The sequence below is a fragment of the Roseibium sp. 10G30-5 genome, from assembly GCF_055809635.1.
In genome coordinates this window covers 1,077,161-1,090,937 of the sequence record NZ_CM147918.1, presented here as the reverse complement: position 1 = coordinate 1,090,937, position 13,777 = coordinate 1,077,161, and the positions used below count along the sequence as shown (strand labels likewise).

Here is a 13,777-nt window from a genome sequence, read left to right as displayed (position 1 = left end):
ATGACATGACGCAGCTCGGTCGAGACGATCCTCGGGGGGCGTGTGTCCCGTTTGGTAGGCCGTCCAGTGTGATGAACGTGTTCCCATTTGACGAATGCGTGCGAGTGTTGCGGCGAGGGGTGTTGGCGGAACCGAAGATAGAACTGGGCGGATGGCTGATCAAACCGGCCAGACGTGACCCAGCAGGGGAGTGGCGTGACGGGAACCGGACTAGATCTTCTCAGTGCAAATGACAGCCCGGGCCATCACGCGCAAAGTTATTATGCCGCGACGCTGAAGGACCAGCCCGATTTTCCGGCGCTTCAAGATGAGGTGGACTGTGATGTCTGCGTCATTGGGGGGGATTTACCGGCCTGTCAACGGCGTTACATCTGGCGAAGGCCGGGCGCGAAGTGGTCTTGCTAGAGGCCAATCGGGTCGGATGGGGTGCATCGGGCCGCAATGGCGGTCAGGTGGCGACGGGTCAACGGCTGGACCAGATCACTTTGGAAAAGCAACTGGGCGTTGAGCATGCGCGTCGTCTCTGGGACCTGTCGCTGGACTCTGTTGCCCTCGTCAAGGATCTGATCCGCGAGCATTCCATCGCGTGCGATTGGGTTGATGGCGTTTTGCATGTGGATCACAAGAAAGCCTACGTGGCTGAAAGTCGTGACTATGTGCAGCACATGCGTCAAACCTATAACTATGACAAGCTCCGGTTCATTGCACGGGGCGATATCCGGGATTGGGTTGCCAGTCCACGTTATCACGCCGGTATTCTGGATGAAGCAGGCGGTCACCTGCACCCATTGAACTATGCCGTGGGACTGGCCAATGCGGGCCAAGATGCGGGTGTGCAGCTTTTTGAAAACAGCCGAGTGTTGCAGACGGCATCGGTGGCCACGGCTGGGGCGCGGCATGAAGTGTCCACCCGACATGGCCGTGTCCGGGCGCGTTATCTGGTCTGGGCCTGCAATGGCTATCTTGGTTCCTTGCAGCAGCAGACGGCCGCGCATGTTCTGCCGATCAACAATTTCATTCTGGCGAGCGAGCCGTTTTCCAAGGCAGATGCAGAAGCTCTGATCCGCTCCAATGTGGCCGTTGCGGACAGCAAGTTCGTCGTGAACTATTTTCGCTTTTCTGCCGATCATCGACTGCTGTTCGGTGGTGGGGAAACTTATGGATATAAATTCCCGAAAGACATCAAACAGTTCGTCCGCAAGCCTATGTTGAATATCTTTCCGCATTTGAAGGACCTGCGGATTGATTATGGCTGGGGTGGCACATTGGCGGTCACCATGCAGCGGATGCCTTTCATCACTCGTCTTGAACCCACTGTTCTGGGCGCAGGGGGCTATTCCGGGCATGGAGTGGCCATGGCGACACTGGCGGGCCGTGTGTTATGCGACGCGATTTTGGGGCAGGACGACGATTTGCGCAGCTTCGAGGCGATCCGTGTGCCGCCGTTTCCCGGAGGGGCAGCCTTGCGTCACCCGCTTCTGGTGTTGGCGATGACGTGGTACGCTCTGCGCGATCGGCTTGGGGTTTGATTTTATGAGCCATGCCGGGGCACATGAGCCGATGGAAATCGGCAGCTTTTGGGAGGCGTCCGTTGGGCGCATTCATGAAGATCGCCAGCTTTTTGGTGAAGCGCGCTTTGATGTCTGCATTCTTGGTGCAGGGTTTGCCGGGCTTTCGGCTGCGCTGAAACTGGCGCAGGCTGGCGTCTCCGTTGCTGTTTTGGAAGCCAATCGCGTTGGGTGGGGGGCTTCTGGACGCAACGGCGGATTTTGCTGTCTTGGTGGGACCAAGCTCTCCGACAAAGATGTGATCCGTCGTTTTGGTCGCGATGAGGCGCGGCGCTTTTTCGATTATCAATGTGAAGCAATCGATACGGTGCGGGAGCGTCTAGACGATTGGAATTTGGCTGCCGATCGCCATTCGGACGGTGAAATGCTCCTGGCACATCGTGCCAGGGACTACGCCGGATTTGTTGAGGATGCGGCATTTCTGAAAGAGATCTACGGGTTGCCCACATCGATCTTGTCTAAGGAGGCATTGGCAGAGCGCGGATTGGCGGGGCCTGAGTTTTACGGCGGTTTGCATCTGTCGCGCGGTTTTGCGCTTAATCCGATGAAATATGTTCAAGCGCTGGCAGATCAGGTGCGGACGGCCGGTGGTCGCATCTTTGCCCACTCCGAGGTGCTGTCCATGGAGGCAGATCGAGAAGGGGGCCATCTCCTGCGCACGCGCAATGGTCAGGTTAAAGCGCGAAAGGTGGTGCTGGCTGGCAATGGCTATTCCCGTGATGATGTCCCGCTGGGGTTTGGCGCGCGGCTTTTGCCTGTCATGTCCTCTGTTTTGGTGACCCGCCCGTTGAGCGACGGCGAACTGGCCGCGCAAGGCTGGACATCTGACATCATGTCCTCGGACACGCGCACCCTGTTGCATTATTTTCGGTTGCTGCCCGACAAGCGTTTTCTGTTTGGAACCCGAGGCGGCGTGTTTGAAGGGGCGGACACCTTGCGCGGCGTCTACCAGCGCTCACGGGCAGATTTCGACCGCATGTTCCCGGCACTGGCGGGAGGTGGAAACCTCTTATAAATGGCATGGTCATGTGTGTATGACCCGTCGCTTGACGCCCTTTGTTGGCGAGATGAAGGGGGTGGACGGTGTGTACGCAGCCGTTGGCTGGCACGGGTCTGGAATTGCCATGGCCTCTCTGTCGGGAGAAAAAGTGGCGGAGCTCATTCTTGGCCGTGTCGTGCCGAATGAATTGCCCGCCGTTATCACGCAGCCTCTTGGCCGGTTTCCTATTCCGTTTCTGCGCAAGCCCGCCATTCAGGTGGCGTATTGGTGGTACGGTTGGCAGGATCGGTGAGGGGACGCTCCGCTTCTTTCTCGCAGATCCTGCGTTTTGCTCAGGCCGTAACCTGTGTTGGCCGCATTCTATATGGCGGCCGGGCGCTGAATATGGGCGATGTTTATCTTGGCCCGGATTTCGAATCCAAGCTTTTGATATAGCTTGATTGCGCCGGTGTTGCTGGCATAGGCATGCAGGAACGGCGTCTCATCTCGCTGGCGTATTCCGGCGATCACGCGTGTCATCAAGGCTCCTGCCAAGCCGCGTCCGCGAAAGTCCGGATGGGTACACACGCCGCTGACCTCTGTGAAGCCCGGGACCTTCAGGCGCTCGCCCGCCATGGCAATCAGCTTGCCCTCGATGCGGATGCCAATGAAATGTCCCAGGGCGCCGGTCCGAATGCGAAACGGCCCTGGCTCCGTCAACAAAGCCAGATCCAGCATATCCTGCGCATCTTCTGTTCCAAGTGTCGTGATTTCCAGATCGCAGGGTGTCACGTCAGATGGTGTCATCTGCACCATTTGCACGCCCTCGGTCTGCGCCAGAATGTCCATGCCCTTAGGAACCAGCACCTTGCTGGTTTGCGCGTGATAAAAGCTCTGCAACGGCTCAGCGAAAAGGGCACCGAGTTCGGCAACACTTTCCGGACTGTCGTCGATGGTTGCGGCAAAAAGGCCGACTTGTGGGTCGAAGATCTTGGCCCGGGCAGTGCCTCGTGAGAATGGCGCATGGGTTGTTGCCAATGATTTCCAGACGACGCGGTCCAGCGGGTGGACCTCTTGCTGACCGGATGTCATCGGGGGGAGGGCTGCCGCGCGCTCGGCCAGTGATGACGATTCCAGCGCGTCCTCCAGTCCCGTGATCTGATGAAGGAGCGTCCCTTCAAGCGGCTCACAGATCGTGCGGACAACCCGTTCGACTGCGGGCCATGCCCGTGCCATCAGTCGTTGTGTCAGTGCGGTGCCCTCGTTCGTCAATTGAACGCGACTGACGCGACCATCGTTGGGGTCGGGCAGGGTTGCCACCAGCCCGACATCTTTCAGCTTGTTGACCATGCGTGTCATCCCGGGCTGACTTTGCCCCATGGTGGCGGAAAGATCGCCGATGCTTGTTGGGCCAAGCTGGTGCAAGGCAAACAGCACCGGGTTGTGAGCTGTCGTCACCTCCATGTCCTCGAACTGGGCAATCAGGTCTTGCGTATGCGCCTGAAGCCTTTCGCCGAGGCGTTTCAGCCGGGTACCAAGCGTCTGATAAGCGAGCTGGCGAATGATGTCGTGTGTCATGAGGTATGGTCCATTAAAATTTATGCAATGTTATATAACTTGTTATTTATATGCGTCAAGAAAGAAGAATGAGTGTGCCAAGACAATTGAAACCGGCAGTCTGACGCGGACATTGAGGGATCTCGGGGGGAAGGAGAGAGGTGTCTTGCGACAAAGACTGCCTCTGCCATTGCCCCGCACTCAATTCTCCCTTAAAAGACGCTCCAAAGATTCCGAAAAGTTTTAACGTCCAAACGGAGATGCAGACGCCTCATGGCACGTCAGTTCATCTATCATATGCATGGCCTTTCGAAGGCCTATAACGGCAAGAAGGTTCTTGATAACGTTCACCTGTCGTTCTACCCGGATGCGAAGATCGGTATCCTGGGACCGAATGGTGCTGGTAAGTCGACCTTGCTGAAAATCATGGCCGGGCTCGACAAGGAGTACACCGGTGAAGCATGGGCCGCAGAGGGCGCGCGCGTCGGGTATTTACCGCAGGAGCCGCATCTCAATCCTGAGAAGACGGTGCGTGAAAACATCCTTGAAGGCGTTGCCCACAAGCAGGCCATTGTCGAGCGCTACAACGACCTGATGATGAACTACTCGGATGAAACCGCCGAGGAAGGAGCCAAGCTCCAGGATGTCATTGACGCGGAAGATCTGTGGAACCTCGACAGCAAGGTCGATATGGCGATGGAAGCCCTGCGCTGCCCGCCGGAAGATGCCAATGTCGACAATCTGTCGGGTGGTGAACGCCGCCGTGTGGCGCTGTGTCAGTTGCTGTTGAGCGAGCCGGACCTGCTGCTGCTCGATGAGCCGACCAACCACCTTGACGCTGAAACCGTGCATTGGCTGGAACGCCACCTGCGCGAGTTCAAGGGCTCCGTGCTGATCATCACCCATGATCGCTACTTCCTTGACAATGTTACGGGCTGGATCCTTGAACTTGATCGGGGCGCTGGCATTCCTTACGAAGGCAACTACTCCGCATATCTGGAGAAGAAGTCCAAGCGTATGGAGCAGGAAGGCCGCGAGAACATGGCGCGCAACCGTGCCATTTCCCGCGAACGCGAATGGATGGGCATGTCGCCAAAGGGGCGTCAGACCAAGTCCAAGGCGCGTATCAAGGCCTATGATCAGCTGCTGTCGGCACAGGAAGAGCGTGTGCCGTCTATCGAGCAGATTCTCATTCCAGTGGGCGAGCGCCTCGGTGCCAACGTCATCGAAGTCAAGAACGTCTCCAAGGGCTTTGAAGACCGTCTGCTGATCGACGACCTGTCGTTCAAGCTGCCGCGTGGTGGTATTGTTGGCGTGATCGGTCCGAACGGCGCCGGTAAGTCGACCTTGTTCAAGATGTTGACCGGTCAGGAAACGCCTGACAGCGGCGAGGTCATCGTCGGCGATACCGTGCATATGGGCTACGTTGATCAGTCACGCGATGCGTTGAACCCGGACAATAATGTCTGGGAAGAAATTTCCGGCGGTGCCGAGGTGATTTATCTCGACGACAAGGAAATCAATTCGCGCGCTTACTGCTCGTCCTTCAACTTCAAGGGCCCTGCACAACAGGCAAGAGTTGGGGATCTGTCGGGTGGGCAGCGAAACCGTGTGCATCTCGCCAAGGTTCTCAAGCAGGGTTCCAATGTGCTGCTGCTCGATGAGCCGACCAACGATCTGGATACGGAAACGCTGGCAGCGCTCGAAGACGCACTTGAAAACTACGCCGGTTGCGCCGTGGTCATCTCGCATGACCGTATGTTCCTTGACCGTCTGGCCACACATATGCTCGCCTTTGAAGGTGACAGCCATGTGGAATGGTTCGAAGGTAACTTCGAAGATTATGAAAAGGACAAGGTCCGTCGTCTCGGCGCTCATGCCGCCGACCCGCGTCGCATCAAGTACAAGCCGCTGACGCGCTAAAGCGCCGCTTGACCCTTTTTGAAAATTTGGAAACGCCCCGGACCCAGATTGGCCGGGGCGTTTTTTATTCGGGTGGATACAGGTGCGTGTCCACGATTCTCTTGGTCGCAAGCCTTGTGACCGACCGACGGCGCGCGCATTCTTGCGAAATTGCTGCGATGAGGTCATGGATTTGAGGAACATGCGGAGATTTTGGGCGGGTCTTGCGGTGATTGGCGTTTTCGTCTCTGTGGGGATGTCCGCCGTTCCAGCTATGGCCGCTGATTTTAAACCCGCAGAGGTGCCTGAGAAACAAGACTTCATCCATCAACTGCTTGGACTTGCTGCGGGTGCGCTGGCGCAGCCTGACGCCTCTGAGACCACACCAGGCGGAGGACTTCGCGCCACACCGGGAGGCAGGACAGCCGGTGATCGCCACGGCGGCGGGGATACGGATTTTCCAGATATGAGTCTGCCGGATATTTCAATTCCCATGCCGAAAATGCCAGCCGTCAGCCTGCCGCAAGTGGTTGTAGCCGATCCTTCGACGGCTGCGGGAGCATCGCAGCTCCGGGGCAAAGGTCCGCGTTTCGGGCAGGATGGGAAAGCGTCGCAACGCTCGCAAGACCTTCAGGTGACACCACGTGCCGGAGCGAAGACCGTGAGCCGCCAAAACCCCTCCGCGAAAGAGCTTCATGCGCAGGTGCAGGTGGACGCGCAAGGTCGGTCTTATGTTGTGGTCTCGGGCCAGAAGGTCATCTTGCAAACAGCGGCGTCCACAAAGGAAAAATAAACACGCAAGCCTGTCGCTTATTTCGCAGTTGGCGATATCATCGTCATGGGTTTTGAGAACATGTGTCTGCCGAGTTGTGTGCGGCCATGTGGCTTGCTACCGTTGATTTTGTTCTTTTGCGAAAGGCCTTCCATTGTCCGTCTCTGATATGTCTCCTTCGCCGCTTGAGACACTTGAGATGACGCGCCCGCGTCGTCTCAAAGGCCAGGTTGTTTCTGTGCTGTCATCGGTGAGCCCGGATGATTTTCCGACGCACCTTCAGACGTCTCTGGAGTTGACACTTGAGGGGATTCCCGGGGATCGGCATGGCGGATTTACTCGCAAATCCGGTGGGCGTGAGCCGTATTATCCGCGTGGCACCGAAATTTGTAATGAGCGGCAACTGTCCATTCTCTCCGTGGACGAGTTGCAGGTGATCGCGCAGCGCATGGAATTGCCGGAGGTGAAGGCAGAGTGGATCGGGGCCAATCTGGTTCTGGCTGGTCTGCCCAGCTTGTCCCTGATGCCACCGCGCACCCGGCTGGAGTTTGAAGGCGGTGCGGTCGTTCGAGTGGATGGCGACAATGCCCCGTGTCGGGCTGCGGGAAAATCGATTGCCAGCCATTTTCCCGAGCGTGACGGGTTGGACCTTCTGTTTCCCAAGAAGGCGCGGTTCTTGCGTGGCCTTGTCGGCTTTGTCGAGAAAGCAGGCGTGATTACGCCGGATGCGGCTGTTACGGCGCATATTCCACCCCAGTGGATTTATGTGGCAGACCTCGCATAAGACTTTTGGTCTGGCGAGCGGTGACGTTAACCGAAGCGGGTGTCCTGTTCGCCGTCAACAGACGGCGGTTCCTGATTTTGGCCCGCGCTTTCAGGTGAGAGCCCTTCCCAGAAAGGTCGTTGCGCGACTACGTTGAGGCGCCGAGCCTCTTCCTGCGCCAGCCAGGGCAGAAGGTCTTCGTGTGTCAGGGGAGGGAGAAGAAATAGCCTTGCCCACAATCGCAGCCGAGCTCGCGGATAATGTCGAGCTGCTTTTGCGACTCGATTCCTTCCACCACCGACGTCAGTTTCATCACGTCGCAAAGTTTGATGATCGAGGCAATCACCTTGCGGGATTTCGGCTCGTCAAGGGCTATGACGAAACTGCGGTCGATCTTGATCCGGTCGATTGGCAGCCGATGCATATAGCCCAGGCTTGAGTAGCCGGTGCCGAAATCGTCCAGCGCCAGGATAAATCCGGCCTGACGCAGTTTGTCCATACCGATTTGCGCCTCAACCAGCGAACGAAACACTGAGGTTTCGGTGATTTCGATGGTGATGCGCTCATTGGCAATGCCATAACGCCGTGTCGTGTTGATCAGCGTCGTGATCGTCTCTGGCTGCAAGATATCAAGCGTCGACAGATTGAAGCCAAGATTGATCGGCGTAGGAAGGCTTGCGAGCACTTCGATGGCCTTGTTGAACAGCACCAGCGTCATCTGACGGATAAGGCCGGTCTTCTCGGCAATTGGAATAAAGACTTCCGCTGGCACGGGGCCCATGTCCGGGTCGGTCCAGCGGGCCAGTGCCTCTACGGCCCGCACTTCTTCGGTCTTGAGGTCGATGATGGGTTGAAAGACGACGGTAAAATCGTCTTCCAGATGGGCCCGCTGCAGGGCGCTCTCGATGGCGCGTTCGCGCCGGATCCGGGCTTCATGCGTGTGCGAATAGATGGTGACCTTAGCCGCGACGCTCCTGCTTCGAATGATAAAGTGCATAATCAGAGCGATCAAACAGATCATGCGCATTGGTGCCCGCCTCCGGGAACACGGCCAGCCCACAAGAACAGCCGATGGACACCTGGGTCTTGCCGACCTGATAGGGCCTGGCAAGGAAATCACACAATTCATAGCCCACCCGTTCCAGCGTTTCGTCCGGCTCGAATATCATCAGACCAAATTCATCACCGCCCAAACGGCAAACTTCAAAGCGGTCGCGGGGGAGGGTGGCAAGACGATTGCCGACTTCGGCCAGCAACCGGTCACCGAATTTGTGACCGTAGGTGTCGTTGACGGGTTTAAACCGATCCAGATCCAGCACGCCGACGGCAAAGTGGGTTGCGGCTTGCGCGCCACAGGCCATGCGTCGATCCAGTTCGGAAAAGAAATACCGCCGGTTGGGCAATCCTGTCAGCACATCCGTTTGGGCAAGACGGGCATTCTCGCGGTTCAGGATCTCCGTTTCGCTTTGCTTGCGCGTCAGGGCAATCTGGGATTCCACGAGCAGTTGGAAACCTTTGTAACGCACCATCAACACCTTGATCATCAGCAGGAAAACTAAGGCAGATATTGATCGACATTGCGATAAAAGTCGGATCGCCGGTGGTTATTTGATAGATGGTGTGGGGGATGGCCATGACCGGCAGGATCAGGATCGCGGCCTAGGGCAGATACAAGAGGCAGAACAGACAGCCAATAGCGGTTGTGGAATTGAAGAGAAGGACATAGCTCCGTTGCAACGGGTCGCCATAGCCATTGAGCAACAAAGACCAGACCGTAAAAAGCAGGGCGATGGTGACGCCCAGAATGATGGTGTGTCGCAGATCTTGAAAGACGCGCTCTTGAGACAGGGGCAGTTGGAAACGTTTTAGCCAGATAATTAGCCGGACGGCAGAGCCTCCCAAAAGGATGAGGAAAGCGTAGATCGTCAGATAGTCTGGAGCGACGCCCAGATGTGTGTAACAGACCATACCTGCGTTGACGATCAGGAGAGCATGCATCATCGGCAACTGCCGCTGTAGCTCTTGGTGTTGAGCCCGCGCCAGTTCAGGATGTCGTTCATCAATGCTCAACCACGTCCAGAACCGTTTAAGCCGTTTCATCTGTGCTTCCCGAGATTGGTGATGCACGATGGCCGAAAATCATGAAAAACGGATTACCTTGCGTCAGGTTTGTCAATTGACCGTATGTTGCCATGCCTGACGATCGGGTGTGCTGGCTTGGCTTTTTGCGTAAAGGCCCACATCCTAGGCTTCGACACTTTCGTCGGTGTCTTCGATGAGCCTGCTGCATCCCCAGTCGGTGAGGACGTCATTCATGTCTTCACGGACGAAAAAACGGGCGGCGTCCTGTTCGTAACCATCGGTCAGCAGGGTGTCATAGTCGGTGCGTTCATGGCGAATGTAACTGGTGACGGCTTGCCAGACGGCAATGGATGGCGGGAGGTGGCGCAGGTGGCCAGCCAGCGCCTTGTCGAGAATGGCCTCTGCCTCAGCCATGGACAGTCTGGGCGCGAGTGCGCGCAGTTGCTTGCGGGTTTCCTGCTGGCGTTTGGTTCTGCCGGCCATGCCTTTGTTTCCTTCTTGCTGTCGGCTGGAAGGCCCCATGAGCGGGCTGTCGAATGACAGAAACTTACCGCCATCGTGTGTCGTGTGGAAGTCCGTCCCGCTTGTTTTCAAGCCGATTGCGCAGGCTGGCTCGCTCCTCGCTGTCACAAAAAACATCTTTCAACAAGGCATCTGGCAGCGTGTCGATCCGGCGTAAAGAGCGTCGCGGCCTGACGAGGCGAAAGATCCAATGCAGCAGAAGGATGCCATAAGCCGGGCGGCGAGGCCGCAGCAGGGGCTGAACGCGTTGCGTGCCATGTCCCGGCTGCGGACGGACCGACCGGGGGACTGGGGACGACTTTCCTGAAGGAGGCGCTTTGGCAGGGTGGAGCATCGGGATGCCTTTCGATTCTATAAAACAATATTTTCCTTTCTTTATCGTGCGCCGTGAAATGCGACTTGGCAATATAAAAAGTGTTTTCTTTTTTAAAATGCGAATTCATGTTATGAATGGCATATGTCCAATCGCACCAGAACCCGCCTCCTCACTGCCCTGAAAACCTCGGGCGACAAAACCGCAGCAGAGCTTGCGAAAACCCAACAGGTGACGCCAGTGGCCGTGCGTCAGCATCTGGATGGCTTGTTGCGTGATGAGTTGGTGGCTTTCGATGACGTCAAGGGCACGGTTGGCCGTCCCAAGCGACTGTGGCGGCTGTCTGCCAAGGGACATGCGCAGTTTCCCGACAATCATTCGGTTTTGATCAAGGGATTGCTCGACGGGGTTCGAGATCTCTTCGGGGACGCCGGGCTTGATCAACTGGTTGTTCGACGCGAGGCAGAGATGTTGAATGCCTATGAAGCTGCGCTGTCCGACAAGACCGATCTGAGCGACAAACTTGAAACCCTTGCGGGCTTGCGCACGGCGGAAGGCTATATGGCCGAGGTCAGCGAGGCGCCAGACGGGGCAGGCTATCTGCTTGTCGAAAATCATTGTTCCATCTGTGCCGCCGCCACTGCTTGTCAGGGCTTTTGTCACTCCGAGATGCGACTGTTTCAACAGGTCCTGGGTGACGATGTGGAATTGACCCGCGTGGAGCATCTGCTGTCTGGTGGACAGCGATGTGTCTACCAAGTGCAAGCCAATTCATAGATTTGTACTTTTTCCTGCACTAATTTGATTGCAGGCTGCGTCACTCGCTTCATTCCAGATCATCATGGAGTTATGCGGCAATGTCGTTTTACCTTCCCGGTTGAACTGCCCAAAGTAAAGATCAACAGGTGTGGTCAACCGCCTTTCTGGGTGATCGCCCAGCTTCTTCTTTTTGGCGAGCGCGTATATGCACGCGCGCTTCGATTTTCAGTCCAGATGTCGCTACGGAGCCATGTGGTTTCGCAGGCATCGGAAGGGTTATGATGGCATTCGATGATATTCTTGCAAACTGTGGTTTTGGAGCGGACGTCCTGTCTGCGGGGGACCTGGTTGTCACCACGCCGGTTGATGGCTCCGTGATCGCACGGCTTGGTATTCACAGCCGGGCCGAGGCAGAGACCTCCATCGCCAAGGCGGCTGAGGCGTTCAAAGCGTGGCGTCAGGTCCCTGCACCGCGTCGCGGTGAGTTGGTGCGCCTTCTGGGTGAAGCTCTGCGGGCAGAAAAGGAGAACCTTGGCCGTCTGGTCACGCTGGAAGCTGGCAAGATCTATCAGGAAGGTCTTGGGGAAGTTCAGGAAATGATCGACATTTGCGACTTTGCAGTGGGCTTGTCGCGGCAACTGTACGGCCTGACGATTGCGTCTGAACGCCCCGGTCACTCGATGCGTGAAACCTGGCAGCCAATGGGCGTTTGTGGCATTATCACTGCATTCAATTTTCCCGTGGCGCCATGGGCGTGGAACGCTGCTCTGGCGCTGGTGTGTGGCGATCCGATCCTCTGGAAGCCGTCCGAAAAAACGCCGTTGTGTGGTCTCGCCGTACAGAAGATCTGCGACAAGGTGTTGGCAGACTTTGGCGCAGATGCCCCGGAAGGGCTTATTCAGGTGCTGGTCGGTGGCGCCGAGCTTGGCGAGGCAATGACTGCCTCCCCGGATGTGGCACTTGTGTCTGCTACAGGATCAGTGCCCATGGGTCAGAAGGTTCAGGCCGCTATGGCCAAGCGTCTCGGTCGAACCATTTTGGAACTGGGCGGTAATAACGCCATGATCGTGGCGCCATCCGCCGATCTGGAAATGGCCTTGCGGGCGATTGTGTTCTCCGCCGTTGGTACCTCAGGTCAGCGTTGCACCAGCCTGCGTCGTTTGATCGTGCATGAGGATGTCTATGATCACCTCGTGTCCAAGCTTGTGTCGGTCTATGAAGCACTGCCGATTGGCGATCCTCTGGACGATGGCACGCTGGTTGGCCCGCTCATTGACGGTTCTGCGTCTGATGCCATGTCCAAGGCGCTGGTCGCTGCGGCGGATCAAGGCGGGACGGTCCATGGTGGTGGCAAGGCACTGGGCGACAGCAAGCCCGATGCCGCCTATGTCCACCCAGCAATCGCTGAAATGCCGGGTCAGACCGCCATCGTGCGTCAGGAAACCTTCGCGCCGATCCTCTATGTGATGAAGTACCGGGATCTGGGCGAGGCTATTGCCCTGCAAAACGGTGTTCCACAAGGGCTTTCGTCCTGCATTTTCTCGACGGATGTGCGCGAGACGGAACTGTTTCTATCGGCCGTTGGATCGGATTGCGGCATTGCCAATGTCAATATCGGACCTTCTGGTGCGGAAATCGGTGGCGCGTTTGGTGGTGAAAAAGAAACTGGCGGCGGGCGCGAAAGCGGCTCGGATGCATGGAAGAGCTATATGCGTCGGCAAACCAGCACCGTCAATTGGTCTCGTGAGTTGCCGTTGGCGCAAGGCATCAAATTCGAGATCTGATCGCCACAAACGGCCTTTGGAGTTATAACAAAAGGGCGGCTCATGAGGGCCGCCCTTTTGTTATCTCAGCTCTTGGGCTTGTTCAAGAAAGCGACCACATCGTCGATGATATGCTGATGAATAGCGGCGCGATCTGTGCCTGCCGGATCATCACAAACCGGGTCGTCCTGTTCTTCTTTCAATGCGGCCGCCCCTCCCGGTTTGCAGGTTGCAAGAAAGGTGAAGTGGTGGGCTGGAGCGACGACATCATAAATCGCGTTGGGTAATTGAGCGATCAGGTTGCTGCCGGTTTTGGAAACATCGGCGGCGTGGAAACGGTTTTCGATGCCCTGATTGATGAACAGCAATGACCTGTCGCGCAGGCTGGGTAAACTTGCAGGGTCGAGGCCATAAGTGAACCCAGGATCGATCATGATGAAGTTTGTGAGACGTGGGTCGCTCATGTCGGCTGCAAAGCCAGCAGGCATATGGTCGAAATCGACACCGCCCTTGGCAAGAAAAATACAATCGGCTGCTTTGGGCTGATCCGCGCAGTAACTTTTGTAGCGAGTGGCCGAAAAGCGTGCGCCCGCCATGCCCAGAACATTGCCGCCACCGAGCGAAAAGCCGAGAGCCGAAATTTGCTTGTGGTCGATGTGAGCCCCGAATGTCGGGCTGTTTTCAAGAAATGTAAGGCTGGCGGAGAGATCCAGTGCACGTGCTTTGAGATCCATGGAGCGCCGTGGGGAGGAATCACCGGTGGTGCTGCCGGGATGATTGACGGCCAGAACCATGAT

The 13,777-nt window shown here is 56.9% G+C and carries 14 protein-coding genes; 8 read left to right on the top strand and 6 right to left on the bottom strand.

Translation table 11 applies throughout. The features are described from left to right. Nucleotides 1-392 precede the first annotated feature (392 nt). From AC0L7U_RS05555 to AC0L7U_RS05545, 3 genes are read left to right on the top strand one after another with little or no spacing between them, the layout of a single operon-like run. Nucleotides 393-1,529, top strand: coding sequence for an NAD(P)/FAD-dependent oxidoreductase (locus AC0L7U_RS05555; protein WP_473694447.1), 1,137 nt, complete (start codon nucleotides 393-395; stop codon nucleotides 1,527-1,529). Between the two features lie 4 nt (nucleotides 1,530-1,533). After that, on the top strand, nucleotides 1,534-2,583 hold the full coding sequence (locus AC0L7U_RS05550) for an NAD(P)/FAD-dependent oxidoreductase (RefSeq protein WP_473694445.1): 1,050 nt from the start codon (nucleotides 1,534-1,536) through the stop codon (nucleotides 2,581-2,583). Between the two features lie 19 nt (nucleotides 2,584-2,602). Further along, the gene (locus AC0L7U_RS05545; RefSeq protein ID WP_473694443.1) at nucleotides 2,603-2,860 is read left to right on the top strand and encodes a hypothetical protein; all 258 of its coding nucleotides are present in this window, start codon (nucleotides 2,603-2,605) and stop codon (nucleotides 2,858-2,860) included. A 68-nt stretch (nucleotides 2,861-2,928) separates the two neighbouring features. Here AC0L7U_RS05545 and AC0L7U_RS05540 read toward each other — a convergent pair whose 3' ends face one another. Further along, nucleotides 2,929-4,125 (bottom strand): GNAT family N-acetyltransferase, encoded by a 1,197-nt coding sequence (locus AC0L7U_RS05540; protein WP_473694441.1) that lies wholly within the window; start codon nucleotides 4,123-4,125, stop codon nucleotides 2,929-2,931. Between the two features lie 252 nt (nucleotides 4,126-4,377). On the opposite strand from AC0L7U_RS05540, the gene ettA reads away from it, so the two are divergent. From ettA to AC0L7U_RS05525, 3 genes are all read left to right on the top strand, one after another. Further along, nucleotides 4,378-6,027 carry an energy-dependent translational throttle protein EttA gene (gene ettA, locus AC0L7U_RS05535; protein WP_473694439.1) on the top strand — a complete coding sequence of 550 codons (1,650 nt, stop codon included), beginning with the start codon at nucleotides 4,378-4,380 and terminating at the stop codon, nucleotides 6,025-6,027. Nucleotides 6,028-6,208: 181 nt separating this feature from the next. Beyond that, complete coding sequence (locus tag AC0L7U_RS05530; RefSeq protein ID WP_473694437.1) at nucleotides 6,209-6,799, top strand: hypothetical protein; 591 nt, start codon at nucleotides 6,209-6,211, stop codon at nucleotides 6,797-6,799. Nucleotides 6,800-6,977: 178 nt separating this feature from the next. Beyond that, the gene (locus AC0L7U_RS05525; RefSeq protein ID WP_473694435.1) at nucleotides 6,978-7,562 is read left to right on the top strand and encodes an MOSC domain-containing protein; all 585 of its coding nucleotides are present in this window, start codon (nucleotides 6,978-6,980) and stop codon (nucleotides 7,560-7,562) included. Between the two features lie 184 nt (nucleotides 7,563-7,746). On the opposite strand, the gene AC0L7U_RS05520 is transcribed toward AC0L7U_RS05525, so the two are convergent. The 4 genes from AC0L7U_RS05520 to AC0L7U_RS05505 form a co-directional block, all read right to left on the bottom strand. Continuing rightward, nucleotides 7,747-8,568: an EAL domain-containing protein gene (locus AC0L7U_RS05520; RefSeq protein ID WP_473694433.1), complete on the bottom strand. Its 822-nt coding sequence runs from the start codon at nucleotides 8,566-8,568 to the stop codon at nucleotides 7,747-7,749. Next, nucleotides 8,501-9,070, bottom strand: a complete 570-nt coding sequence (locus AC0L7U_RS05515; protein ID WP_473694431.1) for a diguanylate cyclase domain-containing protein — start codon at nucleotides 9,068-9,070, stop codon at nucleotides 8,501-8,503. Before AC0L7U_RS05515 ends, AC0L7U_RS05520 begins: the two co-directional genes overlap by 68 nt. 130 nt (nucleotides 9,071-9,200) lie before the next feature. Continuing rightward, a complete protein-coding gene (locus tag AC0L7U_RS05510; RefSeq protein ID WP_473694429.1) occupies nucleotides 9,201-9,641 on the bottom strand; it encodes a hypothetical protein in 441 nt (146 codons plus the stop codon). Nucleotides 9,642-9,785: 144 nt separating this feature from the next. Next, nucleotides 9,786-10,106, bottom strand: a complete 321-nt coding sequence (locus tag AC0L7U_RS05505) for a DUF2293 domain-containing protein (RefSeq protein WP_473694427.1) — start codon at nucleotides 10,104-10,106, stop codon at nucleotides 9,786-9,788. Between the two features lie 496 nt (nucleotides 10,107-10,602). On the opposite strand from AC0L7U_RS05505, the gene AC0L7U_RS05500 reads away from it, so the two are divergent. Continuing rightward, nucleotides 10,603-11,235 (top strand): helix-turn-helix transcriptional regulator, encoded by a 633-nt coding sequence (locus tag AC0L7U_RS05500; RefSeq protein WP_473694425.1) that lies wholly within the window; start codon nucleotides 10,603-10,605, stop codon nucleotides 11,233-11,235. Nucleotides 11,236-11,498: 263 nt separating this feature from the next. After that, nucleotides 11,499-13,001, top strand: coding sequence for an L-piperidine-6-carboxylate dehydrogenase (gene amaB / locus AC0L7U_RS05495; protein ID WP_473695674.1), 1,503 nt, complete (start codon nucleotides 11,499-11,501; stop codon nucleotides 12,999-13,001). 65 nt (nucleotides 13,002-13,066) lie between these two features. On the opposite strand, the gene AC0L7U_RS05490 is transcribed toward amaB, so the two are convergent. Beyond that, nucleotides 13,067-13,774 carry an alpha/beta hydrolase family protein gene (locus tag AC0L7U_RS05490; RefSeq protein WP_473694423.1) on the bottom strand — a complete coding sequence of 236 codons (708 nt, stop codon included), beginning with the start codon at nucleotides 13,772-13,774 and terminating at the stop codon, nucleotides 13,067-13,069. Nucleotides 13,775-13,777 lie beyond the last annotated feature (3 nt).

Coding starts and splice junctions, on each gene's coding strand:
- AC0L7U_RS05490 (WP_473694423.1), bottom strand. CDS start 13,774: ATGGTTCTGGCCGTCAATCATCCCGGCAGCACCACCGGTGATTCCTCC.
- AC0L7U_RS05515 (WP_473694431.1), bottom strand. CDS start 9,070: ATGGTGCGTTACAAAGGTTTCCAACTGCTCGTGGAATCCCAGATTGCC.
- AC0L7U_RS05550 (WP_473694445.1), top strand. CDS start 1,534: ATGAGCCATGCCGGGGCACATGAGCCGATGGAAATCGGCAGCTTTTGG.
- ettA (WP_473694439.1), top strand. CDS start 4,378: ATGGCACGTCAGTTCATCTATCATATGCATGGCCTTTCGAAGGCCTAT.
- AC0L7U_RS05500 (WP_473694425.1), top strand. CDS start 10,603: ATGTCCAATCGCACCAGAACCCGCCTCCTCACTGCCCTGAAAACCTCG.
- AC0L7U_RS05505 (WP_473694427.1), bottom strand. CDS start 10,106: ATGGCCGGCAGAACCAAACGCCAGCAGGAAACCCGCAAGCAACTGCGC.
- AC0L7U_RS05525 (WP_473694435.1), top strand. CDS start 6,978: ATGACGCGCCCGCGTCGTCTCAAAGGCCAGGTTGTTTCTGTGCTGTCA.
- AC0L7U_RS05520 (WP_473694433.1), bottom strand. CDS start 8,568: ATGCGCATGATCTGTTTGATCGCTCTGATTATGCACTTTATCATTCGA.
- AC0L7U_RS05530 (WP_473694437.1), top strand. CDS start 6,209: ATGCGGAGATTTTGGGCGGGTCTTGCGGTGATTGGCGTTTTCGTCTCT.
- amaB (WP_473695674.1), top strand. CDS start 11,499: ATGGCATTCGATGATATTCTTGCAAACTGTGGTTTTGGAGCGGACGTC.
- AC0L7U_RS05510 (WP_473694429.1), bottom strand. CDS start 9,641: ATGAAACGGCTTAAACGGTTCTGGACGTGGTTGAGCATTGATGAACGA.
- AC0L7U_RS05545 (WP_473694443.1), top strand. CDS start 2,603: ATGACCCGTCGCTTGACGCCCTTTGTTGGCGAGATGAAGGGGGTGGAC.
- AC0L7U_RS05540 (WP_473694441.1), bottom strand. CDS start 4,125: ATGACACACGACATCATTCGCCAGCTCGCTTATCAGACGCTTGGTACC.